19 protein-coding genes are annotated in these 22,965 nt (G+C 61.7%); 10 read left to right on the top strand and 9 right to left on the bottom strand.

Features of this window, described 5'->3' with window-relative positions; all coding sequences use genetic code 11:
- Positions 1-136 precede the first annotated feature (136 nt).
- From NCR93_RS27405 to NCR93_RS27395, 4 genes are all read right to left on the bottom strand, one after another.
- The gene (locus tag NCR93_RS27405) at positions 137-1,471 is read right to left on the bottom strand and encodes a glucosamine inositolphosphorylceramide transferase family protein (protein WP_175980294.1); all 1,335 of its coding nucleotides are present in this window, start codon (positions 1,469-1,471) and stop codon (positions 137-139) included.
- Between the two features lie 999 nt (positions 1,472-2,470).
- Positions 2,471-2,599 (bottom strand): hypothetical protein, encoded by a 129-nt coding sequence (locus NCR93_RS31950; protein ID WP_275446092.1) that lies wholly within the window; start codon positions 2,597-2,599, stop codon positions 2,471-2,473.
- 208 nt (positions 2,600-2,807) lie between these two features.
- On the bottom strand, positions 2,808-3,254 hold the full coding sequence (locus tag NCR93_RS27400) for an NUDIX domain-containing protein (protein ID WP_051078963.1): 447 nt from the start codon (positions 3,252-3,254) through the stop codon (positions 2,808-2,810).
- Between the two features lie 331 nt (positions 3,255-3,585).
- Positions 3,586-5,697, bottom strand: coding sequence for a phosphocholine-specific phospholipase C (locus NCR93_RS27395; RefSeq protein ID WP_175980295.1), 2,112 nt, complete (start codon positions 5,695-5,697; stop codon positions 3,586-3,588).
- Between the two features lie 494 nt (positions 5,698-6,191).
- On the opposite strand from NCR93_RS27395, the gene NCR93_RS27390 reads away from it, so the two are divergent.
- Entirely contained in the window at positions 6,192-7,358 is a 1,167-nt protein-coding gene (locus NCR93_RS27390) for a YbfB/YjiJ family MFS transporter (protein ID WP_175980365.1), read from the top strand.
- Positions 7,359-7,382: 24 nt separating this feature from the next.
- On the opposite strand, the gene NCR93_RS27385 is transcribed toward NCR93_RS27390, so the two are convergent.
- Positions 7,383-8,789: a replication initiation protein gene (locus tag NCR93_RS27385; protein ID WP_008346150.1), complete on the bottom strand. Its 1,407-nt coding sequence runs from the start codon at positions 8,787-8,789 to the stop codon at positions 7,383-7,385.
- A 643-nt stretch (positions 8,790-9,432) separates the two neighbouring features.
- Here NCR93_RS27385 and NCR93_RS27380 point away from each other — a divergent pair.
- From NCR93_RS27380 to NCR93_RS27370, 3 genes are all read left to right on the top strand, one after another.
- Positions 9,433-10,644 (top strand): ParA family protein, encoded by a 1,212-nt coding sequence (locus NCR93_RS27380; protein ID WP_033536892.1) that lies wholly within the window; start codon positions 9,433-9,435, stop codon positions 10,642-10,644.
- Complete coding sequence (locus tag NCR93_RS27375) at positions 10,641-11,618, top strand: ParB/RepB/Spo0J family partition protein (RefSeq protein ID WP_034470099.1); 978 nt, start codon at positions 10,641-10,643, stop codon at positions 11,616-11,618. The genes NCR93_RS27380 and NCR93_RS27375 overlap by 4 nt, the downstream gene beginning before the upstream one ends.
- 1,373 nt (positions 11,619-12,991) lie before the next feature.
- A complete protein-coding gene (locus NCR93_RS27370; RefSeq protein WP_239295285.1) occupies positions 12,992-15,130 on the top strand; it encodes a TonB-dependent receptor in 2,139 nt (712 codons plus the stop codon).
- Between the two features lie 15 nt (positions 15,131-15,145).
- On the opposite strand, the gene NCR93_RS27365 is transcribed toward NCR93_RS27370, so the two are convergent.
- Both NCR93_RS27365 and NCR93_RS27360 read right to left on the bottom strand, forming a co-directional pair.
- Complete coding sequence (locus NCR93_RS27365) at positions 15,146-15,619, bottom strand: hypothetical protein (RefSeq protein ID WP_175980296.1); 474 nt, start codon at positions 15,617-15,619, stop codon at positions 15,146-15,148.
- A 31-nt stretch (positions 15,620-15,650) separates the two neighbouring features.
- On the bottom strand, positions 15,651-16,118 hold the full coding sequence (locus tag NCR93_RS27360) for a zinc-finger-containing protein (protein WP_175980297.1): 468 nt from the start codon (positions 16,116-16,118) through the stop codon (positions 15,651-15,653).
- A gap of 375 nt (positions 16,119-16,493) precedes the next feature.
- On the opposite strand from NCR93_RS27360, the gene NCR93_RS27355 reads away from it, so the two are divergent.
- The 5 genes from NCR93_RS27355 to NCR93_RS27335 all read left to right on the top strand — a co-directional run bounded on the left by NCR93_RS27355 (position 16,494) and on the right by NCR93_RS27335 (position 19,958).
- Positions 16,494-16,763 (top strand): hypothetical protein, encoded by a 270-nt coding sequence (locus NCR93_RS27355; protein ID WP_239295284.1) that lies wholly within the window; start codon positions 16,494-16,496, stop codon positions 16,761-16,763.
- 321 nt (positions 16,764-17,084) lie between these two features.
- Complete coding sequence (locus NCR93_RS27350) at positions 17,085-17,450, top strand: hypothetical protein (RefSeq protein ID WP_175980298.1); 366 nt, start codon at positions 17,085-17,087, stop codon at positions 17,448-17,450.
- A gap of 98 nt (positions 17,451-17,548) precedes the next feature.
- Positions 17,549-17,869, top strand: coding sequence for a c-type cytochrome (locus NCR93_RS27345; protein ID WP_241814147.1), 321 nt, complete (start codon positions 17,549-17,551; stop codon positions 17,867-17,869).
- Positions 17,870-17,871: 2 nt separating this feature from the next.
- Entirely contained in the window at positions 17,872-18,918 is a 1,047-nt protein-coding gene (locus NCR93_RS27340; RefSeq protein ID WP_250497473.1) for a catalase, read from the top strand.
- 119 nt (positions 18,919-19,037) lie between these two features.
- The gene (locus tag NCR93_RS27335) at positions 19,038-19,958 is read left to right on the top strand and encodes an AEC family transporter (RefSeq protein WP_175980301.1); all 921 of its coding nucleotides are present in this window, start codon (positions 19,038-19,040) and stop codon (positions 19,956-19,958) included.
- A 6-nt stretch (positions 19,959-19,964) separates the two neighbouring features.
- Here NCR93_RS27335 and NCR93_RS27330 read toward each other — a convergent pair whose 3' ends face one another.
- Both NCR93_RS27330 and NCR93_RS27325 read right to left on the bottom strand, forming a co-directional pair.
- Complete coding sequence (locus tag NCR93_RS27330; RefSeq protein WP_008346131.1) at positions 19,965-20,930, bottom strand: LysR family transcriptional regulator; 966 nt, start codon at positions 20,928-20,930, stop codon at positions 19,965-19,967.
- 13 nt (positions 20,931-20,943) lie between these two features.
- Positions 20,944-21,789, bottom strand: a complete 846-nt coding sequence (locus NCR93_RS27325) for a helix-turn-helix domain-containing protein (protein ID WP_175980302.1) — start codon at positions 21,787-21,789, stop codon at positions 20,944-20,946.
- A 287-nt stretch (positions 21,790-22,076) separates the two neighbouring features.
- On the opposite strand from NCR93_RS27325, the gene NCR93_RS27320 reads away from it, so the two are divergent.
- A complete protein-coding gene (locus tag NCR93_RS27320) occupies positions 22,077-22,949 on the top strand; it encodes a transporter (protein ID WP_033536889.1) in 873 nt (290 codons plus the stop codon).
- Positions 22,950-22,965: the final 16 nt, after the last annotated feature.

Raw genomic sequence — 22,965 nt, 5'->3', positions numbered from 1 at the left:
GACGGGTGTGTTTTATGACGATGGGCTGCCTCGCCGGGGCACGCTCCGGCGAGTCATCAATGTAAGCCGGCGCGGTGGCACGCACTGTGCGACGTGCCACACGCCGGTTCTCCTGTCCGCGCGCGTCCTGCGGGCGTCAGGCGCGCCTCATCGCACCGCGCCACGGATTCCATTTGCGAAGCTGCGTCTTGAGATCGATGACCGTGATCCCGCCGACCGCATTCCACGTATGCAACCCCTGATGACCGCGCGGCGGCGTGCGAACCGACACCGTGCGCTCGGCATAGGTCGTCGTCGTGAGCTCGGTGATCTCGCGGAACGTCAGCGCCGCGCCGTATTCGCGCTCGCAATTCTGCGCGGGGCGAATCAGGCGGTTCTGGCCGTCCTTGAACAGGTTGCCCGCCATGCGCGCGAGGCGGCAGTCGGAAACGACCGGGTTCATCGGATGCGCGGTCCATTCGCCGAACGGGCTGTCGGAATAGAAAATCGACAGTTCGTCCCAGTTCGATCCGCCGTCCTCCGTCATGCTCGTGAACATCCACCATGTCTTGCCGTCGTGATGGAGCGTCGTATCGGCGGCGACGACATCGCGCATGATCACCTTGTGCAGCACCCATTCCGTCGGGAACGACGCCGCGCGGTACATCTCGATCGTGCGGTTGCCACAGGTCTCCGGAATCATGAAGACCTCGCCCTCATGCTCGAAGAGGAACGGATACGACAGGTGATAGTTCTTGTCGAGCACGACGCGCGGCGTCTCTTGCCAAGTCTGCGTGGCCGGATCGAACGCGATATGGCTGATCGTGCCGCGATTCGTGTCGTAGGGCAGGCTTTCGAAGAACAGGTGATAGTCGCCGTTCTTGCCGCGCCAGAGGAACGGATCGGCATGGAACTGCGACGTCATGCCGGGAAGCGTCACCCAGTTGCGGCTTTCGTCGCCGTCCGCGGACGGGGCATCGGTGCGCCGATACGCCAGGACCCAGTGTCCGCGCTGAACCAGCAGCTTGAGCGGCTGATTCAGCACTTTGCGGCCGAGATGGCGCAGCGCGAAGCACGCCGAAGTGAAACCCGACAGACGCGCGGGCCGAGCCTTCGGCTTGACGAGCGGAAGATCGCGCAGCGGCGGGTTCGCGTCGAGCCGCTTCTGCGCCCGGTCGACGAGAACGGCGACGCGCTGCAGGCTCGTCTGCAACGACTTCAGGAAGAAAAGCTTCTCCGGTATCGCGACATACGACTCGGCGAGCAGTCGCATTTCGCCGGAGTCGGGGGACTTCCAGACGGCCTGGATATGTGGCGTTCGGCACTGAAGCAGCGCTTTCCACAGCGCCTCGATGTTCTCGTGGCCGTCGTACAGGACGGTGATTGGAGCACGAACGTGAGCGCGTCGCGGTGTCTCTTCGGGGTCGCCGTAGAGCCGCTTCTCGATGCGCGTCCACCATTCAAGCACGGAAGGATATGCGGGTTGCGCCATTTTCTTTTCCCTCAGACAGCAGCGGATTCGCCAGTCGATAGAATTGAAATCTTTAGCTAAGCGCTTAACTGTCTTTTATATGTGTTGTGTTCCGGCGCTTTCGAAATGATGAACCTACATTTCATGATGATGCCGGCGAAGAAAGACTAGAGTCTGGGGCACGTGACTGCGGTGCGCTATCGCACACAGTTGCGACAGCTAAATAATGCGAGGGATTTTGAACGGCTGTGCCGGAATGGCTGCGCAGTGCGATGGCCGGCGCGCCGGGCGCTGGCCACGGGCCGATACGGAGGGAGACCTAACTTGTTGGCGGATCAGGAAATTTTGTCGCGGATCAAGGCTCGTCGCGGCGCACGGCGACCTCGCGCCTGCGATACCACGCAGGCCGCTTATGAGCCGGCTTGCTCATTTCATCTGCCTTATGTTTGGAAGAAGGCGAAAAGATAATTTCGAACACGGCCAGCAAAGCGAGGCCGATTATTGCGAAAAAAACAATTGCGCCTATAACACCGCCTACAGACATGCTTCCTCCGCGCTCGTACGCGTTGAATCAAGCATTAGATAAAACCTGCCGCTGAAAGTTTTGGCCGAATGAAATTTTGATTTATTCGCGGATTATATCACATCGGAAATCGGCCAATTTCCGCGTGACGGACCTATGTGGATGATTTTCGGACGGATGCGGCCCGTGCAAATCCCTGAACAGAAGGGTGAAAGCGCATCTGTTCCGTGGACCGCTCGCCGGGCAGCGCGGCCGCGCGGGCGGACGAACGGCATAGTGCGGCGCGGGCCGGGGACGCGCATCGACCGCTGCGACGCGAAGGCCGGCGCGATTTATTCGGAGACCGATGCAGAGCGTATTACACGTCGAGATGCGGATTTCGAAAGACAACGGCGCGTCATTCGAATGCGCGCGTCGATATTCCCGATTTGCCGCCAGTCGTCTCGCCTATTTGACCGACGATTAACCGATCATTTCAGCAAGTAAGAAAGCGCGTTTCACGCGAGCCCCTCTTTTTCCGCGGGTTTGTCGGACGTTGTCAAGAGAATGTCCGCTACCGCCAATAAGGAAAGGCCGACCACCGCCACGAACCCGACGGTTCCGGCGAATAGGCTGACGAGCTTCATGGTTTCCTCCGCCAGTCAAAGGGCGAATGCTTCCGTTGCTCAAGCTGCCGCTCGCGTCCGACGATACTCGCCGGTGCGCCTGGCAACCGTCCCAACGCTAGCATAGGCATAAGTTCGCCGGAAAAGTATTCATTTCGTGGCGAAACAAGGTGCCTTCGCGATTTGCGCAGACGAAAAAAGCCTCGACGCGACCGATCGGCGACCCGATTCAGCGCCCGCGCCTGCCGGCGCCGGCCGTCATGGCCGCATCGGCGTCGCCGTTTTTCCACGCGTGCCGCGCCGGCTCCCGGCTGCCGCCCATCGCGCGGGTCAGGATCGCGCGTGTGCCAGGCGTCGCACTGACTTGCGCGAGTTGAGGCGCATCGATCCACAGCAACTCATGGAATCGCGCGCCGGCTTTCGGCCGCAGATGCACCTCGTCCGGTATCGCAATGCGAAAAACATGATGCAGATGATGCGCCGACGCCTGCTGAAACAGAAACGCCGCAGCGCTCGCCTCGACGCCGGTGTCTTCGTGCAGCGCTCGGATCGCTGCAACAATCGTCAATTCGTCGTATGCCACCGCTCCGCCCGGCAGAAGCCACGGTCCGCCACGCTCCCGGACCAGCAGCACTGACTGGCGACGAACCAGCAGCACGGTTGCTCGTTCTCTCATCCCCGTCTCCGTGTTGCACCCCAATTCGTTATTGGATCGATGCTGCGATACGGCGCGCGGCGTGCCATTTTGATTTCACCGTCGCGTCGAACCTGAGCGTGAATTGACGTACACGTTCGATCTTCACAGGCTTTGTCGCGCTTCGCAATGCGTGATGTCCCACGTATGTGCGCTGCACGACGAGGCTGGCCGGCAAAAAATGCCCGCCTTTGCGAGACTTTGGGAGTGGAGTCGAGCTGCGGAGTTCCGCTGGACTGGCGGATGGCGGAGGAAAAGTCGACGCGGCCGCGCGGGTCGATGCGCGCGGCCGGCAATGCTCGACGCGATCGCGTCAGGCGCCGAACGCCGGATCGCTCATGCTGTCGCGCCCGGTTTCGACGTGACCGGCGAGACGGCGCAGGAACGCGGAATCGGTGTCGACCGTGATTTCGATGTCATACCAGCCGTGGGCGTCGCGCAGATCGACGTAGAGCTGCTCCGTGTCGCCGCCCCGCACGCGCCGCGTGATCGTCTTCGACGGATCGTAGGCATTCTTCACGCTGAAGGTGCATGCCGCGGTTCCGCGGTTCGCGAGCCGCAGTTGCAGGTTGCCGTTGGCGACGTCGTAGCCTTCGGCGACATCCGGCGCGGCCTGCTCGCGCGACCACCAGTGCGACTGCGCGCTCGCCTTGCCCGCGATCCGCCGCAGAAAGCCGTTCGGGCCGTGCACGACGAAATCGAAGCTGCCGTCCGCGTTCGCCGCGACGCTGTCCGCGAGACGCTTGCGCGCTTCGACCGTATAGGTGCGGGGCGCATCCGCGCTCGCATTGCGATACAGCAGAAAGACCGCGCCCGCGCGTCCGGTGTTGACGAAGTCGAACGAGACGGCGTCCTTCGACGCATCCGGGCGCGCGCGCACGAAAAGCTCGTACGGCAACGCGCGCGCGGCGCGCACGCCGGACTCCTGCTTCGGCAGCGCCTGCGCGGCGGGCGGGACAGGCACATAGTCGGGATGGCGCTGCTTGTCGGGCGGAACGTAGCCGCTCGTCGCCGGCAGCGTCGGCATCGCGCTATTCGGATTGCGGAAGTCGAACGCGGACGTCAGATCGCCGCAAATCGCGCGACGCCACGGCGAGATGTTCGGCTCGGCGAGGTTGTGCGCGCGCCCGAAGCGTTTCTGGATGAAGCGGATCACCGAGGTATGGTCGAAGGTTTCGGAGCATACCCAGCCGCCTTTGGACCAAGGCGACACGACGAGCATCGGCACGCGCGCGCCCAGGCCGTAGGGGCCGCTCGCGTATTTCGCGCTGCCCGGAAAGATCTCCGCGCTGGTATCGACCGTCGAAAGACCGTTCGCGCTCGACGTCGGCGGAAACGGCGGGACGAGGTGATCGAAGAAGCCGTCGTTTTCGTCGTAGTTGATGAGCAGCGCCGTTTTGCTCCACAAATCCGGATTCGACGTCAGCACCTGCAACACCTGATCGATATACCAGGCGCCGTAGTTCGCGGGCCAGTTCGGGTGCTCGGAAAACGCCTCGGGCGCGACGATCCACGAGACTTGCGGCAGCGTGCCCGCCGCCACATCGCGCTTCAGGATCGAAAAGTAGTCGTCGCCGGCGACCGCGTTCGTGCCGCGACGCGCCTTTTCATACAGCGGACTGCCGGGCTGCGCATTCTGATACTGCTTGAAGTACAGCAGCGAATTGTCGCCATAGTTGCCGATGTACGCGTCGTCGGTCCAGCCCCACGAATTCTTCGCGTCGAGCCCCGTGCCGATGTCCTGATAGATCTTCCACGAGATGCCCGCGCGCTCCAGCACTTCGGGGAACGTGGACCAGCCGTAGCCGGCTTCCGCGTTATCGACGACCGGGCCGCCGCCGGTGCCGTCGTTGCCGACATAGCCCGTCCACATGTAGTAGCGGTTCGGATCGGTCGATGTGTTCGTCGAGCAGTGATACGCGTCGCAGATCGTGAAAGCGTCGGCGAGCTGATAGTGGAACGGGATGTCGTCGCGCTGCAGATACGCCATCGTCGTCGTGCCCTTGAACGGCACCCATTGGTCATAGCGGCCGTCGTGGAACGCGCCCTTCCCGTCCGTCCATCCGTGCGGCAAATCCTGCAGGAACTGCAGGCCGAGATTCGCGGCGTCCGGGTGGAACGGCAGCACTTCGCCCGCACCGGACGCGATCGGCTGATTGAACACCGGCTTGCCGTTGGGCAGCGTCACGGCGGTCTTGTCGCCGAAGCCGCGCACGCCGCGCATGGTGCCGAAGTAGTGATCGAACGAGCGGTTCTCCTGCATCAGCACGACGATGTGCTCGATGTCCTCGATCGATCCATGACGGTTGTTCGCGGGAATCGCGAGCGCCTGGCGAATGCCGAGCGGCATCACGTTCAGTGCGGCGGTCGCGCCTGCGGCCTGGGCGGCCGCGCGCAGAAAGTCACGACGGTTCGTGTTTTTCATTCGTTTTGCGGGAAGTAAATGGATGGGTCAGTCAACCGTGTGAATCACCGGTGTCGCGAGCGGTTCCGACGCGGCTCGCGCTATCGCGGGCTGCGCCGCTTCATCGGATGCGCCTCCTGTGGCCTGTTTCGCCCAATTCTGAAGCTCGCTCGTCGCGGATGGGCCGGATGTCGCGGATGTTTCGGACGATACGTCGCGCGTGAGCCCGGCGGAGGCCGATGATTCCGTGTCCCGCTCGCCACAACCGCAAACGATTGCACTGGCGCAAACGACGAGACACGCCACGAGCGCGTGACGGCATGCAACAGTGGACATCGGTTTCTCCGGCTTCGGTCGCAGATCGATACAGCGCTGCGAAGCTTAGCCACGGCTTGTGTAAGCAATATGACCGGTCCGCGATACCATAGGCCGCGTATCGACAACAGGACGAAAAGAGCGTGATACAGCGTGACGATGCAAGCGGGGAACTTCGCAGACAGGCGCTTCTGCTCGCGATGGCGCTATCGCTCGGCAGCGCCATCGCGCTCGGGCTCGCGCGCTTCTCCTACGCGCTGCTGCTTCCGCCGATGCGGCTCGACCTCGCGTGGAACTTCGCCCAGGCTGGCGCGATGAATACGGCGAATGCGTTCGGCTACCTGCTCGGCGCACTCGCGTTCTTACGATTGTCGATGCGCGCGCCGTCGCGCACGCTGTTCGTCGCGGGCTGCGCGCTCACCGTCGTCCTGATGGCGGCGAGCGGCACGACGACCGATACCGACGCCCTGCTCGCGTTACGCGTCGCGACGGGAATCGGCAGCGCGCTCGTCTTCGTGAGCGGCGGCGTGCTGGCGGCACGGCTCGCATCGATGTCGCCGCGCGACGCCGGACTCGTCATCGGCTTGTATTACGGCGGCACGGGCTGGGGCATCGTGATCTCGTCGATACTCGTTCCGCTGACGGTCCTGCCGGTCGCGCACGGCTGGCGCGTCGCGTGGTTCGCGCTCGCCGCGGGTTGCGCGGCGTGTTCCGGCGCCGCCGTCTGGGCCGCGCGGCGTATCGAATCCGCGCAGCCTGTTTCGGCGACGCGTCAAGGTACGGACAGCGCCGCGGGCGCGCCGGTTCGGCGGCGGCGTTTCGCGCTCGCGCTCGCCGGATACGGGTGCTTCGGTATCGGCTATATCGGCTACATGACGTTCATCGTCGCCCTGCTTCGCAACGCAGGCATGAGCGCGGCGGTCGTGATCGGCTTTTATATCCTGCTGGGCGTGGCGACGGTCGTATCGGCGCGGATGTGGTCCGGGCTGCTCGATCGCATGCGCGGCGGTCAGGCGCTCGCGATCCTCAACGGACTGCTCGCCGCCGCAACGCTCATTCCCGCGATGTTCGCGCATCCGCTGGCGGCGTTCGTCTCGGGTACGTTGTTCGGCGCGACGTTTTTATCGGCGGTGGCATCGACGACGGCTTTCGTGCGGCACAATCTGCCGGCGAATCAGTGGCCGCGTGGGATCAACGCGTTCACGATCGTGTTCGCGCTGGGGCAGATCGTCGGTCCGGTCGTGATCGGACGGGTGTCGGACAGCGCCGGGCTCACTCGCGGACTGGTTTATTCGGCGCTCGTGCTGGCTGCCGGCGCGGTGCTCGCGGGCTGTCAGAAAACCTTGCTGAATAGACAGGATGCCTGAGAAATTCTCGACCCTTCGCGCAGATCAGATTCGGTTGCCCGCACGCGCCTTCTTCATCTTCGCGTAGACATGCGAGCAGAAGGCGTCGGCGACCACGCGATTGACGGTGAGAATGTTGTCGGCGCTCAGGCTCTCGCGTGAAACGCCCTGCTTCTCGATGAGCCGCTGCGGAATCAGCTGGCTCACGAACGAGTGACACAGTTCCTTGCGTGCCGGCGCATCGACGGATTCGAAGTACTCGCGGCCGGCGCGGATCTCCTCGCTCATCTTGGCTTTGGCCGTATCGTTCTGAACCTGAATGCTGGCTTCAAGATGCGCCTGCGCCGTATCGCGCGAACGGCGGTCCTTCTTGTCGTCCTCGAGTTGCTTCGCCTTGATCGACGCCATCTTCCGGTCCGCTTCGCCGATGCGGTAATTTCCTTCCAGCGCCTTGAACAGATAGCCGCGCGGGCTGACCGTCACCTTGCCTTCGTTGAGCTTGTATCGCGTGTATTCGATCGCCTGTTCGAGCCGCTCGTCGGTCCACACGTCGCGCCGCTTCGCGAGGCGCTCGAAGTCGGGGGTATCGAAAGCGAATTCGTTGTGCAGAAGCAGATACATCGAATCCTGAATGCCGGCGCGCGCCGCGTCGGCGCCCTGCTTCTTCGTGAAGCGGAAACGGATTTTCAGCTTGTCCGCCGGAACGCGATCGGCATTGGGCTCCCAGCTGACATCGAAATCGGAGACTTCGTTGAGCTGGTCGATGGCGGGCTCGAGGAACCGCTTCTTGAATTCCTTCACTTCCTTGCGCGATTCGCCGACCTTGCCGGGCCATTCGAGCACGTCTTCGAATGCGAACCACTCGGTCACACCGTGGCCTTCGCACGGAATGAGGCGGTCGTAAATCGCGCGGGCGAGCGAAAGCGAAAAAGCCGTCGATGCGCGCAGGCTCAGCCAATGCGCCTTGTACGGGCTGATCAGATATTTGATGACCCGCCCGGCAAGCAGGACGCACACGACGTTGCGCTCGATGTAGCAGTCACCCAGCAAACTGATGGTGCCCCACGAGTCCTTCTCGGTCAGTTCCTCGATCGACGGCGCGGTCATGATTTCGACGCGCGCCCGGGCCGCGGCTCGCATCTGCGCGATCAGATGACTGTGGTTGCGGCTGTCGTAGCGCATCAACCACTTGAAGTAGTTGACGTCGGCCGTGAACGTATAGACCTTGTCGTCGATGAGTTCTTCGGGCGCCTTCGTCGCAACGATGAAGTACGCCGCATCGAGCACGCGCCGCGCGGCGATGCCCAATCCGCCGACCCGCGTGAAGATGTTGTTGCGCAGGAAACCGATGTCCCTCGTCGACTCGCAGATCGCCGATCCCTGCGCGGACATGTCTTCGTAGATGTCCAGCGCCAACTGCTGCGGTGTGACAGTGAGGTCTTGGTTTTCCATGCTTCCGATTCGGCTTCGATCCCCGGCACTCTATCAGGCGAGCGAGGGGTGTCAACACAAAAACCACCCCGCTCCCGCTTGACGTTATCCGCACAAAAATCGCCCCGCTCGCTGAAGCGGATCACAATTTCCACCCCGGTCGCCACAATTTCCGCCTCGTGCGGCCCAAATTGCGGTCCCGTCCGCACAAAAAGCGCCCTAGGCATCACAAAAAGCGCCTCTATCCACAGGGTTGCGTGTTGATTTTTAAGGGAAATGGGTGGCGCTGTTTGTTGGTGGGTGGGTCTAGGTTTACAAAAAGACTGAACTGACATCGACTGAGTTTACGCTCGCTGCGGCGAATGAATTTCGTTAAGTCGTTGAATCTAATATAGAAAAGCGGATGAGAGCGAACCGCACAAAAACCGCCCCCGGGGTGGTTTTTGTGCGGACGCCGCAGTGATTTCACGATGCTAAGGATTCAACTCGTTCTTCGCCGTCTACTCAATTCAGGGCACTGAGCGGCCTATTTAGAAAAGAACGAAAAATCAAGGGGTTGGATATACACCGCTGGCCGATCGGTTAAAACTCGACGCAATACAACCTTGTTTACGCGTATTCGTGTATTCTGCGCTTCGACGTCAATACTTGGAGAAAGCGCAGAATGGCAAACGTAGGCACGCTACCTATGGAAGACCGGAAGGTTACGCTCCGCGAAGTTGCTGAGTTCGCGGATAACCTGGAACCCTTCTCGGATAACCTTCGTGAACAGATTCTGGCGCCGCGTCCGCGTAAGCTCGCGCCGTTCTATACGATTAGCGAACTGGCCGAGATGTGCAATCTGACTCGGCAGCAAATTCAATATCTGGTCACGAAAGGCGAAGGCGGGCTTCCGACAGGCACGCTGAACGGCAGCGGCCGCAGCCGGACATTTACTCTGCCTGAAGTGCGCGTCTGGGTGAAGATGGCTTCCGATATCTACCAGACCCGGCTCGACGACAGCAACGGCACGTTCAGAGGCAAGGTGCTGACAACGGCTCAGTTGAAGGGCGGCTCCGCGAAAACCACAACGACGGTTTGCCTCGCACAGGCGCTGACGCTTCTTGGCCGCAAAGTATTGCTCATCGACCTCGATCCGCAAGCTTCGGCTTCGGAGCTGTGCGGTCTCTATGCCGAAAAGGAAATCTCCGGCGACGACACCGTGCTGCCCTATATCTACGATCAAAACGTAGAGGGCGGTCTCGGCGCGAGCGTGCAATCGACGTATTGGGATGGGCTCGACATCATCCCCGGCCATACATTCTTATATGGAGCGGAGTTCTTGCTGCCGGCTCGCCAGAAGACCATTCAGGGCTATCGATTCTGGGCAGTCTTGCGCGAGGGTCTCGAGCCATTGCGCTCGCAGTACGACTACATCCTGATCGATACGTCACCGTCGCTGTCGTATATGAATTTGAACGCGCTGCTCGCCGCCGACGCGCTCGTCATGCCGATGATTCCCGAGAATCTCGACTTCATTAGTTCGCTCGCGTTCTGGCGACTCTTCTCGGATGTTGCCGAAGACTTCCTTCCTTACGAGGAGGATAAGGTCTACGACTTCATCTCTATTTTGTTGTCGAAGGTGGATTACGGCAAGACGTCGTCCGCGCCGGTTGTTCGGCAATGGGCGCAAAGCGCATACGGGCGCTGGCTCGACCCGTTCGAGATTCCGGCCAGCTCGGTCATGAGCGGAGGCGCGCTTTCCTTCTCGACGGCACTCGACGTGGTCAGCACGCATTCAACGGCGAAGTCGCTTCAGCGAGTGCGGCAGCCCATGATGCAATATGCCAAATGGCTGGATGATATGTTCGTCAAATCGTGGAGGGAGTCGGCATGAGTAATAACATCCGAGAACAACTCATGGCCAAGACGGCCAACCTGCCGAAGCCCGCGGATTTCAAAGGCGAGAACAAAAAGGATAAGACCACTCGTGGCCCGCAGACGATGCCGGGAATCACGAGTGCGCTAGCTGCTGCACAGCTTCGGATCCAGGAACTCGAAGCCCGAGGTGTCGACACAGAGATCTCGGTCGATGCGATCGTGCCGAATCCATGGCAACCGCGTCGTCAATTCAACGAAGGCAAGCTTTCCGAGTTGGCGCGGTCGATCGGTGAGGTTGGGCTGTTGCAGGCGGTAACGGTTCGACGAGTCGGAGAATCGTTCCAACTCGTTGCGGGCGAACGACGCTGGCGCGCGCATAAACTGATCAACAAGGCGACTGTTCGCGCAGTGGTGATCGACTGCACGGATCAGGACATGGCGGCTTTGGCGTTGATGGAAAACGTGACGCGCGATGATCTGTCTGATTATGAAATCGCCATCGCGATTCGTCGTGCGGAAGCGGAATTTCCGAACCGAACGCGGCTCGCGGAAGCTATGGGCATTACTCGTAGCGACCTGTATCGGTTTCTTGCATATGATGCGCTCCCGGACTTCGTGAAGCGGGATCTGGATTTGAACCCGTCCGTGCTCGGAGCATCGTCGGCTCAGGATATCGCGAACGCACTGAAGAAGACGGGCGAACATGGACTCAAGGTGCTGCAAGAATTATGGCCGATGGTGCTGTCGGGCGACCTGGTTCAGACGAAGGTTGCGCCGAGTTTGAATGCACAGGCCAGCCGTGGAGAATCGGCGACGGATGCCGGTGGGCGGAGCATCCTGAAGATCTTCGCCGGAAAGGTCCAAGCCGGGAGCATCACGAAGGATGTCAAGGGACTGACCTTCAAGTTCAAAGCCGGGGTGATGACAGAGGAGCAGGAAAGTCAACTTAGAGAACACATAGGGAAGATGTTCTCGATTCGGTCTGAGTGATTTTTTGAACCCGCCTCGGCGGGTTTCTTTATGGGCGACAAACCAAGTTTCGCGTGACGAAAGATCAAGGACGAGAGTGGCATGTGTCCGAATTCGGACACACGCACGGGTTCGAGCGCGTAGGCACGATGCGCGACCATTGTTGCCAACGACCTTCGTGTCCGAATTCGGACACATGCCCCGGTTCGACGGCGTAGGCAGGATGCGAGACCATCGTTGCCAGCGACCTTAGTGTCCGAATTCGGACATGTATGGCCGGCTTGCCCGCCGTGGGCTGCAGGCGAGGCTTTCGCTAACGGGCCTCGATCGCATGACGGAGCGCACCAGCCGAAAAATGCCTTCCGCTCCGACAGCGCGACCGTAACGAGCGATCCGAATCCGGAAGGCGCGACGCTGCTCAGCCGTGTTCGCGACTCGAGGCCACCGATCACTTCGCTCCTCACCAGCGGAAGCGGTTGCACGCGGAGTGTCCGAATTCGGACACTCAGTGGGAGACGAGAACATCAAAAACCCACGCAGTGACAACATCGATTGGACAGCATGCGACGACGAATCTCCGGCAATCCGTACGCGTGGAGGAATGCTCTGCCCGCGCCTGTGCTCCTCGCGTCGATTCGCGAACACCGCCATCTTCATTCACACCCCAAGCCGACGGACCGCGACCTTCTGCTTGCGACCGCGGAAAGCGGAAGTGCTCGACGGCACTCGAAAATGAAGAACGCTGAGTACGTCCCTGTCTCGCCCAATGAGGCGCGCCGACGCCGTTACCGCTGTTAAACCTGCAACCCGCCTTGGCGCCCGATTGCCATTAGCTGAAGTGAATGGCGAGGGTCGAGGAGGAGTGGTGATTCTTTATCGTTGCCGCCAGAGACAAGAGCGGACCATGCGACGCTATCCAAACTGGTCCATTCGCCACGCCATACCTTGTAGTTAGCGTGCATGGATAACGAATGTCCGCGGACTGACTCAACGGTGGCTCAGGACCATCGCAAGGCGAACAAAATCGGTGCTCGGTGCGGCCGGCCGATCATTCGTGGCTAGCCAAAGACCAATGCGCCAACGTGACGGGTATCGAAACCTCTACTCGTGCGTGGAACAAAGCGGACCACAATAGCATTCAAAAAACCAATTAAAAATCAATTGGTTATATAAACAAACTCAACTTGTTTCACGAAAAGAGGTCCACCGAACAGTCCGGATCATCGCGAAGCAGCCCGGTCGCCAAATCTGAGCGCCCGAAAGACACCCGCAACTCGCCGTCCGTATCAAACACTACATAATCCGTAAAGTTCAAGTCGTCGACCATTGAAAATCACCATAATCCGACCGAGCCAAACCACGCGATACGTTATATCATTTCGTCGTTCACAGCGATGCGCCGCCTCCATGCCCGGACAGCGCCGACCAAACGAAACGTTATAACATCACATAGAGCGACCGTGTTCAGTCCAAACCCAACATCGACGCCCGCCCGCGCCCTCAACGTCCTGCCTTGGACGGCGCTCCTAATCACAACTGCGGCCAGCGCCCAATCTCAACCGATAAATGACACATCGCTCCAACCGATCTTCGTAACCGCAAACCCGCTAGGCTCAAACGCCTTGGCATCCCCGACAAGCGTCCTCGACGGCACTGCCCTCACACTGCGACGCGCCGACTCCCTCGGCGAAACCCTGAACGGACTCCCCGGAGTCTCGACGACAACCTACGGTCCGATGGTCGGAAGGCCGATCATCCGCGGCATGGACGGGGACCGAATCCGCTTGCTGCAGAACGGCGTCGCGGCTTACGACGCATCGTCGTTGTCCTACGACCACGCCGTGCCCCAAGAATCGCTCTCAGTGGAACGGGTGGAAATCGTGCGTGGGCCGGCGGCGTTGCTCTACGGCGGGAACGCGATCGGCGGAGTAGTGAATACGGTCGACAACCGCATCCCGCGCGACCCGATCAAAGGCGTGTCGGGACAAGTCGATGCCAGCTACGGCGGCGCCAACGATGCCCGCGCCGGCGCCGCGCAAGTCGAAGGCGGAAATGGCCGATTCGCTTTCCACGTCGATGCCTTCGATCGCGAGACGAGTAACGAGCGCATCCCCGGATTCGCGCACTCGGATGGTCAACGCGCGCTCGACGGCCCCGATGTCGCGCAACCCTACGGCAGCATTCCGAACAGTGACGGCCGCTGGCACGGCGGCGCCGTCGGCTCGTCCTACACGTGGACGGACGGTTACGCGGGCATCAGCTACAACGGATACGAGGCGAACTATGGCTCGGTCGCCGAGGACGATGTGCGTCTTCGCATGCATCAGGATCACATCGCGGCGTCGTCGGAGATACGCAATCTGCAAGGCCCCTTCAGCCGGTTGAAGCTCGACTTCGCCTACACCGACTACGAGCACAAGGAGATCGACGACGGCGAGACCGGCACGATTTTCCGCAATCACGGATACGAGGCGCGCATCGAGGCCCGGCACCGGAAGATCGGTCCGCTCGATGGCGCGATCGGCGTGCAACTCGGCCAGAACACGTTCTCCGCGCTCGGCGATGAAGCGCTCGTGCCGACATCGCAGACGACGAACGCGGCGCTTTTCGGTCTGGAAGAGTGGACGGTCACGGATGCGCTGAAGTTGAGCATCGGCGCACGCTACGAACACGTGAACATCGATCCGACGTCGGGTGGAAACGAAAAATTCGCCGATTCCCCGAAGCGCGATTTCAACGCAGGCAGCGTCTCGGCCGGCGCGCTGTTCAAGCTGAACTCGGCGTGGAGCCTCGCCGGCAATGTCGCGTACACGGAACGCGCGCCCACGTACTACGAGCTTTACTCGAACGGTCCGCACGATGCGACCGGCCAATATCTGATCGGCAACCCTGACGCGCAAAAAGAAAAAGCGATCTCGACCGATTTGTCGATGCGCTTCGCGAGCGGCGCGAACAAGGCGAGCGCGGGCGTCTTCTACAGCCGCTTTCGCAACTATCTGACGGAATTCAACACCGGCCGGCTCGTCAACGACGACGATGAACCCGTCGCGCCCGGCACCGACGATGCGCTCAACGAAGCCGTCTATCGCGGCGTGCGCGCGGAGTTCTACGGCGTCGAACTGGACGGAACCTGGCGCGTCTTCGACAAGGGCGCGCAACGTCTCGATGTCGAAATCGTCGCGGACTACACGCACGCGCGCAACATCGATACCGGCGAGGCATTGCCACGCATCTCGCCGCTGCGCGCGACGCTCGCGCTCGACTACGCGTATGGGCCGTACGGCGCGAGAACCGAACTGGTTCACGCGTGGGCGCAGCATCGCGTGCCGGAAAACGAACTGCCGACCGCGAGCTACACCACGCTCGGCGTCATCCTGACGTACAAATTTCGCGTCGGCGCGACGAACTGGCTCGCCTTTCTGCGCGGCCAGAACCTGACTAATCAGGAAGTGCGCTACGCGAGCTCGGTCGTGCGGGACATCGCGCCGGAAGGCGGCCGCAGCGTGATGATCGGCTTGCGTACCGCCTTTTGACGGCGAACGCGAGCGTCAAACGCGCGCCGACTTGCCGGCTTGCGTCGACTGATACGGCTCGCCGGCCTTGAAGCGTTCGAGCCGTTCGCTCGCAACCGACAAGGCCGCGAGCGACGCGCGCCGCAACTGATGATCGTAGAGCGACACGATCGCCGCGATCCGCTCGAAGTCCTCGGGCGCGAGGATCCACGAACCGGACGTGCGTCCAATGTCGAAGACGGCGGCCATCGACTGATCCGCGAGCAGCAGTTCTTCATGCGAGAAATCGCCGTGTCCCGCTTCGGCGAGGAACTTGGCGAGATAAATCGCCTCGGTGACATGCTGCGCCGGCGCGACATCCGACGAACCCGAGCGCAACGCCGTCAGCGACATATGCGCCACGAGTGCGAGCTCGTCCGCCACTGCGCGCGGGATGGGAAGCAGCTGCGCTTTGCTGAGCCGCGCGCGCGTCGCTTGCGGCGAGCGCTGAAAAGGAATAGTGCGTGACATGCGAGGACCGATGAACGTTGACCTTTTCAGGTTAACGTTCATCGATCGTCGAATCTGAAGGGTGCCGGGCGCGTTCCTGTTCAAAATGTTCGACGACGGCGATCGCGCGCTCGCATTGATCGGCGTCCAGCGTGTGGATGCTGCATTTCTCCGGCTCGACGCCGATCGCCTGCGCGAGCCACTTCATGCCCTTGGAGCGCGCCTCGAAAACATTGCAGCCGTCGCGCCGGACCTTCGCCTGCACGAGCGGTTCGAGAACGGCGTGTAGTTTCACTTTGAGATCGCGCAGGCGGGCATCGGCGAGACGGCCGAGCGGGACATTACGCGTGCTGCGTGGAAAGATGCCGATCCACGCCTGACAATCGGCGCACAACCAGAGCGGGCCGTGGTCTTCGCGATACGGATAGGCCTCATCGCCCGCGCGCGTCAGGGTCGCGGGCGCGCCGCAGTAATCGCAATTCGGATGAGGCAGAGGTTTGACAGGTCGGCCGACACGCATCGTCGAAAATCCCGGGCGGGAAATCCAATATAGCAAAACCGTGCATCGTCTTCGAAACGCCACGCGATTGAAAGCTCGATGCATGCCGCGATATCGCAATCTGCTTAAGCAAGCGCGTTCGCGCAGATGCTGCCATGCGCGCCGGCCAAGGAAACCGCGGATCGGGAATTTACTTTTCCGATCCGCGGTATAGGGTAGGAGTGCGTGCTACCCGCCACGCGCTTTCGGGGCTTACAAGCCCCATCCTCAAGTTCGATCAGAAGCCCGGAAGGCGCGGCGTTTCGCGCTCGAAACCGGGTCCCAGCATGCGTGCCCGCGAGTTCGTCGCAGGCTTGCAGTCCTCAATCGGTTTCTTGACTCAAGAAGGTGATGGCGATGAGAGCAACTCTTCTATTGGCCGCATCGGCCGCAAGCGTCTTCGCGATGAGCGCCGTCGCGCAAACGCAGAACATGCAGATGGCGCCGGCCCAAGGCAGCACCGCGCAGCAGAATGCGCAAGACGGCAGCACGGCAACGAACGATTCCAGCTATGGCGGAGCGATGTCGACGAGCAAGTCCGGCAGCGCATCGCGCGATGCCTGGACGGGCAGCACGATGCAACTCTGCACGCCGGGCCTGAGCTGCAACATCTATAGCGGCCAGTAGCAATGTGCGAAGGCGGCGGGGACGCCTTCGACGAATTCGATCCTCGTTCCATTTCGCAGTCCCCCAATGGCGGGGCTGAATCCCTCCCGATGCATGGTTTTTCCAGACGATCGTTCGGTCGATAGTTGAGCCCATCAAAAGACGGCCGCTCATCGGCCCCGCGTGGCGATGCTTCCACACGACAGACTCTTGTCCGCAGCGAAATCAAATAGTCAGCCACGCGGATCTCCGGGCTTCACATTCGTCGAGGCCACGTTCGTTCTCTATGCATAAGCCCATCTGGACAGCCGCGACCGCGCGGCCCGTAAGGAGGTACCCGAAATGAGATCCCAACAGACAAAGCGTGCGACGTTCCTCGCGATCACGATGCTCACGTGCGCCAGCACCTTCGCCGCGACTGCCGCGACCGACGCCGATCCGCTCGCGTTCACGGTTCAGACGCCAACGGGCGGAACGTCACGCCTCATTTACGCCGTTGACGACGGCTGGCGCCTCGACGATCGCGATGCGAACCTGAAGCCGACGGAAGCGCGCATCACGCAGGCGTCGACGGAACCGCAAAAGGAAGCGTCGGCGGGCGAGCGGCCGATGACCGTGTTCATCGACGGTCCAACGGGCTTCACTTACGTATGGATACGCGATCAGGGATGGAAGTACGTCGGCCGAATCTCAGGACGCAATCATTGATTCGCGCAGCGCTTGCCGGCATCGTCGGCGTTTGGCTGGTCGCCCATGCTCACGCAGCGGCCGCAGCCGACAACTCGCTGATCGATGCATGGCGGGCCGTGCGCGTCGCCGACTGCGCGCGCTGCCATGGCAAGGATCATGAAGGACTCGCCGCGCCGACGATCGTCGGCTTTGCGCGCACGCAGAGCCGCGAGCGCTTCATCGCCGCGATTCTCGACGGCAATCCGCCGTTGGGTATGCCGGCCTATCGCGGCAACGCGCTGATCGAGAATCACATCGACGCGATCTATCGCTACTTCGCGGCGCGCGCCGACGGCAGCATTGCGGCAGGCGCGGTGCCGGCGCGTGAGTCAGACGAGTCAGCTGACGCACCTACACTTAAACAGCGCGCTATCACTCCAGGCGCGAACGGAGGTTGATCGTGAACTCCCCTCAATCCGCCGGCGACGGCGCCGGCTGGACCGACAAGCTCGATGACGCCGCCACGCTGGCGATGCTCGTCACGGCGATCGGCGCGCAGCAGACGAAGCTGGCCGCGAGCAAACACACGGGGCTGAACGGACAGGTCGATCGAGCGCAACATCAGAAGTCATTGCTCGGCGCTTTCGGATTGCTTCGGATAGCTGATGATATTCCGGATGCCGCGCGATTCGGCCCCTTCGCGAAGCACCCGGCGACGTATCGCGCCGCATGCCGCATCTCCAACGGACAGCCGTGTCCGCAGCCGGACACGTCGCCGGACGTTCGCGGCATCGCGCTCAAGTTCTTCACGGAAGAGGGCGCCGAAACCGATCTGCTGATGACCAACGAAGGCGGTCGCTCACATGCGCGCGACGCCGCTCAGTTCATGGCGGTCGCCGATATCATCGTCGCGTTGCTTGCGGAAGGCACGGTGAGCGGGATCGCGCAGGGCTTGCGCGAGATGATGATGGCAAGACTCGGGCCCGTCGAGGGCGCGCGCATTCTGGCGATCCTTTTCAAGGAAACCAGAGTGCATCACGTCGACAGCCTGGCGACGGAGCATTACTGGGGATCGGTCGTGCAACTGGGGCAGGCGGCGATCAAGTATTCGCTGCATCCGCATCCGTCGACGTCCTCGGGGACGAACGCCGAGCGTCATGGCGACAACTATCTGCGCGCCGATATCTGCAATCGTCTGGAGCAAGGTCCGGTCAAGTGGCAACTCGGCGTGCAATTCTTCGTCGATGAAGAAACGACGCCCGTCAACGATGCATCCATCGCGTGGAAGTCGGATGTAGTGACCATCGGCGAACTCGAAATCGATGCACCGCCATCCGTCGACGACGAAGCGCGTATCGAACGGCTCGCGTTCAATCCGGCCAACGGCTTCGCGCCGCTCGGCATCACGCACGCACGCAAGGATGTCTACGCGGCGAGCGCCGCGAATCGCGAGGAGCGAGGTGTGCTGTCGAGCGAGGAAGCGAGAGCGTTGCTGGCAGCACGCTAGCGGACGAGCGTCGCGCGGCTGCGCAAGATCGCACGTCGCGCGTCGTTTTTCTCCGATAATGATGCCCATTTCAGCAGCGAGCGCTCGCGCCGGGCGCTGCATCGATATCGGAGTCCGCCATGCATCTTGCCGGCATGATCCTTCCGATCTTTGCCATCATTCTCACCGGATGGGTGGCGCGCGTGTCGGGCTACATGCCGCATGCGCTCGCGCCTTCCCTGATGCGCTTCGCTTATTACGTCGCGATGCCCGCGCTGGTTTTTCTGACCATCGCCGACGAGTCGCTTCGCTCGCTGCTCGAATGGCGCTTTCTCGCGGCGTTCGGCGGCGGCTCGATGATCTGCTTCGCCGCCGTGTTGCTCGTCGCGCGCATCGTGCGCGGCGCGAGTCTCGCATCCGCTGCGATGCTCGCCGCTGCCGTCGCGATGACCAACACCGGCTTCGTCGCACTGCCGATCCTGAAGACGCTCTACGGCAAGCCCGGCGTGCTCGCGGCGGCGGTCGCGACGGTGTTCGTCGGCGCGATCATGTTTCCTGTGCTTGTCGTGCTGGTCGAGATCGGCCGGATGGATGCATCGCGCAAGATCGATGTCACCGCGCTCGTTCGGCAGATCGCGACCAATCCCGTCATTCTCGCGACGATTTGCGGACTGCTGTGGTCCGTCGTCGGATTGACGCTGTCGGTTCCTGTCGCATCGTTTCTCACGATACTCGGCGAAGCACTGACGCCATGCGCGCTCTTCGCGATCGGTCTCGATCTCACGCTCGACGAGTTGCGCGGACGCGTCAATCTCTACGCGCTGTTGACCGCGCTCAAGCTCGCGATCGTGCCGCTCGTCGTGTACGCGCTGTGCCTCGCGACAAGACTTGGTCACGACGCGACCATCGCCGCGGTCGTGTGCGCCGCCGTGCCGACCGCGAAAAGCGCATACGTGCTTGCTTCGGAATACGACGTCGAGAAGGGCGTGGTCGGCGCGGTCATCTCGATGACCACGCTCATTTCGATCGTCACCTTGCTCGCGTGGCTCTACGTGCTCTAGTTGCGATCACACGTCGCCGAGTTCTTCGTCGACGTTGCGCTCTTCGTCATCGGGCGGCGAAATGCCGAGTGCCTTGTCCCATTGCGGCTCGCTCAGATAGCGCTCGCGCAGGAAGTCGACGAACGCTTTCACCTTGGTCGTCGAACGATGCGAAGTCGGATACACCGCGGACAGCCACAACGGCGGCGCAGCGTAATCGGGCAGCACGCGCACGAGACGGCGTTCGAGCAGATCGCTCGCGGCGACCATCGTCGGCAGATAGACGACGCCCGCGCCCGCGCGCGCGAACTCGAGCAGCAGATGCACGCTATTGGTTTTAAGCACCGCGTTGAGCGCGATCTCATAGCACTCGTTGCCCTTCATGAGCGGCCAGTTGTCGCCCCACGGATAGTGCGCGTAACGCGCGAAATCGTGACGCAGCAAATCGAGCGGCGTCTCGATCGCAGGCTCTTCCTTGAGATACGCGGGCGTCGCGCACAATACGCCGCGCACCGGAAAGAGCTTGCGCTCGACGAGCAGGTTCGACGCGGGCGGATAAATCTGCAGAGCGAGATCGAAGCCTTCCTGCACGGGATCGATCACGCGATCGTTCACCGTCACGACGAACTCGATGCGCGGATGCGCCTCGCGAAACGCGATCAGCGCCTGCGAAAAGTGTCCGAGCGCGAAGCCGGGCAAGACATGAACGTTGAGCGTGCCACAGAGCGATTGCGTTTCGGGAATCGCGCGTCCCGACAGCTCGTTCACTTTCGACACGAGCAGCAGGCAATCCTGATAGTAGGATTCGCCGACTTCCGAAAGCCGCACGGCACGCGTCGAGCGATGAAACAGCGCGACGCCGAAGTGCTCCTCGAGTTGCTTCACACGCGACGTGACAACCGATTTCGCCACGCCGAGCTGCCGCGCCGCGCTCGCGAAACTCTGTGCTTCGGCTGCGCGAACGAAGGCCTCCATCGACATGAAGAGGTCCATGCTTCCTCCTGGCTTATCCCGCGGCTTTTCTATAGCGCAGTGGCGTGGTTCCGAGCCGTTTCGAAAAGAGCGCCGTCATGTGTTGCTGCGACGAAAATCCGCACGCGGCGGCGATATCGACAAGCGGCGCATCGTCCGCGCGCAACATGCGCGCAGCGGCGCCGATGCGCTTCTCCAGCACATAGCGATAGAGCGAATAACCGGTACGCGCCTTCACGCCATCGAAGACCGCGCGCACGGGCAGATCGAGCTCGGCGGCGATATCCGCGCAGGACAGGTTCTGATCGATGTTGTCGGCGACATAAGCTGCGAGCGTTGCGAATGTAGCGTCCGTCAGCGCCGATTTACGTTCGCGCGCGGCGCGTTCGAGATGACGCGTCGTCTCGATCCACGCGAGCGTAGCGACGCACTGCAGTTCCCACGGATCGATCTTGCCCGATCCGTCATGCGCTTTCTGACGCGCATAGCGCACGAGATGACGGATCGGATCGGCGTCGAGATTGCTGCGGCTGCCCGCGCGACGCAACGGTTCCGCGTTGCGATCGGCGATGCGGTCCACGAACCCATCGGCATATCGAAACGCGATGAAGCCATGCCGCACATCGTGCGCGTCGATACGCATGCTGCCGCCGCGCGGATGATACGCGGCCGTTTCCGCGCGAAACGTGAAGGGCGCGGCGGGGCCGTCGTCGTAGCGCGTATCGGAGACGATCGTGCCGAGCAGCAGGCAGATCATGTCTGACGAATTGCTCAATTCCAGCGAATAAGGTCGCGGGCCCGAGATGCAGTATTCGAGTCCCGGAACGCCCGCGAGCTTGCTGAAGCGGTCGATGCGAGCGGGCGCTGCAATGGCGCTCATCGTTACGTCTCCTTTTCTCGCGGCTTTCGATGCCGCTGTCCACGCGAGTATAGATGCGAGCGCAAAGCTCTTGCACGCGCGATGGGTCGCCGTTTGCGAACGCCGCGTGCGTGCTTTGTGCGTGGTGTAAACCCGCATCCGCCGGAATCTGTAATTTCCGAAACCTGAAAGACCGATACGCCGCGCCTTCGTAACGTTCGCTCATACGACACCAACGACCGGAGACGACGATGCAAATGCGGCACCCGAAATCAAAGATACGACGACGTCACGCATGCGCGCTCGCCATGCTTGGCGCAACCTGCACGATGGCCCACGCGTCGGGCATTCCCTTCGCGACGGACCGTCCGCAAACGTGGCAGTTCAGCAGCGACTTCGAAGGCACTTATGATTCCTTCGGCCAGAACCTCGAATGGAATCACGACAGCCGCGCATTCGATTCACACGGCAATCAGGTCGCGGGTCCGGGCACGAACACCTTCGTCGGGCTATCGACGTTCATCCACTACTGGAAAGTGCCGTCGCTGCCGCATGTCGGCTTCAACGCGAGCATTACGGTGCCCGCGATCCGCACGCAGGGCTCGCAATTCTCGGCAAGCGGCATTGGCGATCCGCTCGTCGGCGGGCTCGTCTGGTACAACCCCGCGCCCGCGACGACGCTCGGCTTTCAGACCTATGTACAAGTGCCCGTCGGGCAGAACGCGGTATCGACGAATACGTGGTCGTTCTGGCCGTCAGTCTTCTATGACGACTGGTACGGACACCTGAACGTAGACCTCCTGCTCGGCGGCATTCTGCGCGGACGCACGCTGCGCTCGGGTCAGGACGATCTGAGCCCGGGCAACACGTTCCATCTGAATTTGCGTGTCGGCTACAGCATCTCGCCGCCCGACAACCCCTTCGCGATTCCTTTCGTCGGCCTCGACTATCAGACGAGCGGGGGCACCTTCAATCAGACGGCGGGGATGCCGCTTTCCAACAGCGCGAGCCGCGAAACGACCGTGGGACTCGGCGTGCTGTTCCAGTTCAAGCCGAATAGCCTGCCGTTCCTGCACCAGAAGATGTACGACCAGCTTTCGATCCAATACCAACACTCGGTTTCGGGCCGCAACACCACGCTCACCAACGGAATTCTCGTGCAGGCGTGGCACTACTGGTGAGCACATTCAAACGATG

Origin of the sequence: Caballeronia sp. ATUFL_F1_KS39, assembly GCF_023630985.1 — a bacterium.
GTDB classification, from domain to species: domain Bacteria; phylum Pseudomonadota; class Gammaproteobacteria; order Burkholderiales; family Burkholderiaceae; genus Caballeronia; species Caballeronia zhejiangensis.
This window is presented reverse-complemented; position numbering and strand designations above follow the sequence as displayed.

Coding starts and splice junctions, on each gene's coding strand:
- NCR93_RS27385 (WP_008346150.1), bottom strand. CDS start 8,789: ATGGAAAACCAAGACCTCACTGTCACACCGCAGCAGTTGGCGCTGGAC.
- NCR93_RS27395 (WP_175980295.1), bottom strand. CDS start 5,697: ATGAAAAACACGAACCGTCGTGACTTTCTGCGCGCGGCCGCCCAGGCC.
- NCR93_RS27400 (WP_051078963.1), bottom strand. CDS start 3,254: ATGAGAGAACGAGCAACCGTGCTGCTGGTTCGTCGCCAGTCAGTGCTG.
- NCR93_RS27335 (WP_175980301.1), top strand. CDS start 19,038: ATGCATCTTGCCGGCATGATCCTTCCGATCTTTGCCATCATTCTCACC.
- NCR93_RS31950 (WP_275446092.1), bottom strand. CDS start 2,599: ATGAAGCTCGTCAGCCTATTCGCCGGAACCGTCGGGTTCGTGGCGGTG.
- NCR93_RS27390 (WP_175980365.1), top strand. CDS start 6,192: ATGGCGCTATCGCTCGGCAGCGCCATCGCGCTCGGGCTCGCGCGCTTC.
- NCR93_RS27355 (WP_239295284.1), top strand. CDS start 16,494: ATGAGAGCAACTCTTCTATTGGCCGCATCGGCCGCAAGCGTCTTCGCG.
- NCR93_RS27375 (WP_034470099.1), top strand. CDS start 10,641: ATGAGTAATAACATCCGAGAACAACTCATGGCCAAGACGGCCAACCTG.
- NCR93_RS27365 (WP_175980296.1), bottom strand. CDS start 15,619: ATGTCACGCACTATTCCTTTTCAGCGCTCGCCGCAAGCGACGCGCGCG.
- NCR93_RS27325 (WP_175980302.1), bottom strand. CDS start 21,789: ATGAGCGCCATTGCAGCGCCCGCTCGCATCGACCGCTTCAGCAAGCTC.
- NCR93_RS27320 (WP_033536889.1), top strand. CDS start 22,077: ATGCTTGGCGCAACCTGCACGATGGCCCACGCGTCGGGCATTCCCTTC.
- NCR93_RS27405 (WP_175980294.1), bottom strand. CDS start 1,471: ATGGCGCAACCCGCATATCCTTCCGTGCTTGAATGGTGGACGCGCATC.
- NCR93_RS27360 (WP_175980297.1), bottom strand. CDS start 16,118: ATGCGTGTCGGCCGACCTGTCAAACCTCTGCCTCATCCGAATTGCGAT.
- NCR93_RS27330 (WP_008346131.1), bottom strand. CDS start 20,930: ATGGACCTCTTCATGTCGATGGAGGCCTTCGTTCGCGCAGCCGAAGCA.
- NCR93_RS27380 (WP_033536892.1), top strand. CDS start 9,433: ATGGCAAACGTAGGCACGCTACCTATGGAAGACCGGAAGGTTACGCTC.
- NCR93_RS27350 (WP_175980298.1), top strand. CDS start 17,085: ATGAGATCCCAACAGACAAAGCGTGCGACGTTCCTCGCGATCACGATG.
- NCR93_RS27370 (WP_239295285.1), top strand. CDS start 12,992: ATGCGCCGCCTCCATGCCCGGACAGCGCCGACCAAACGAAACGTTATA.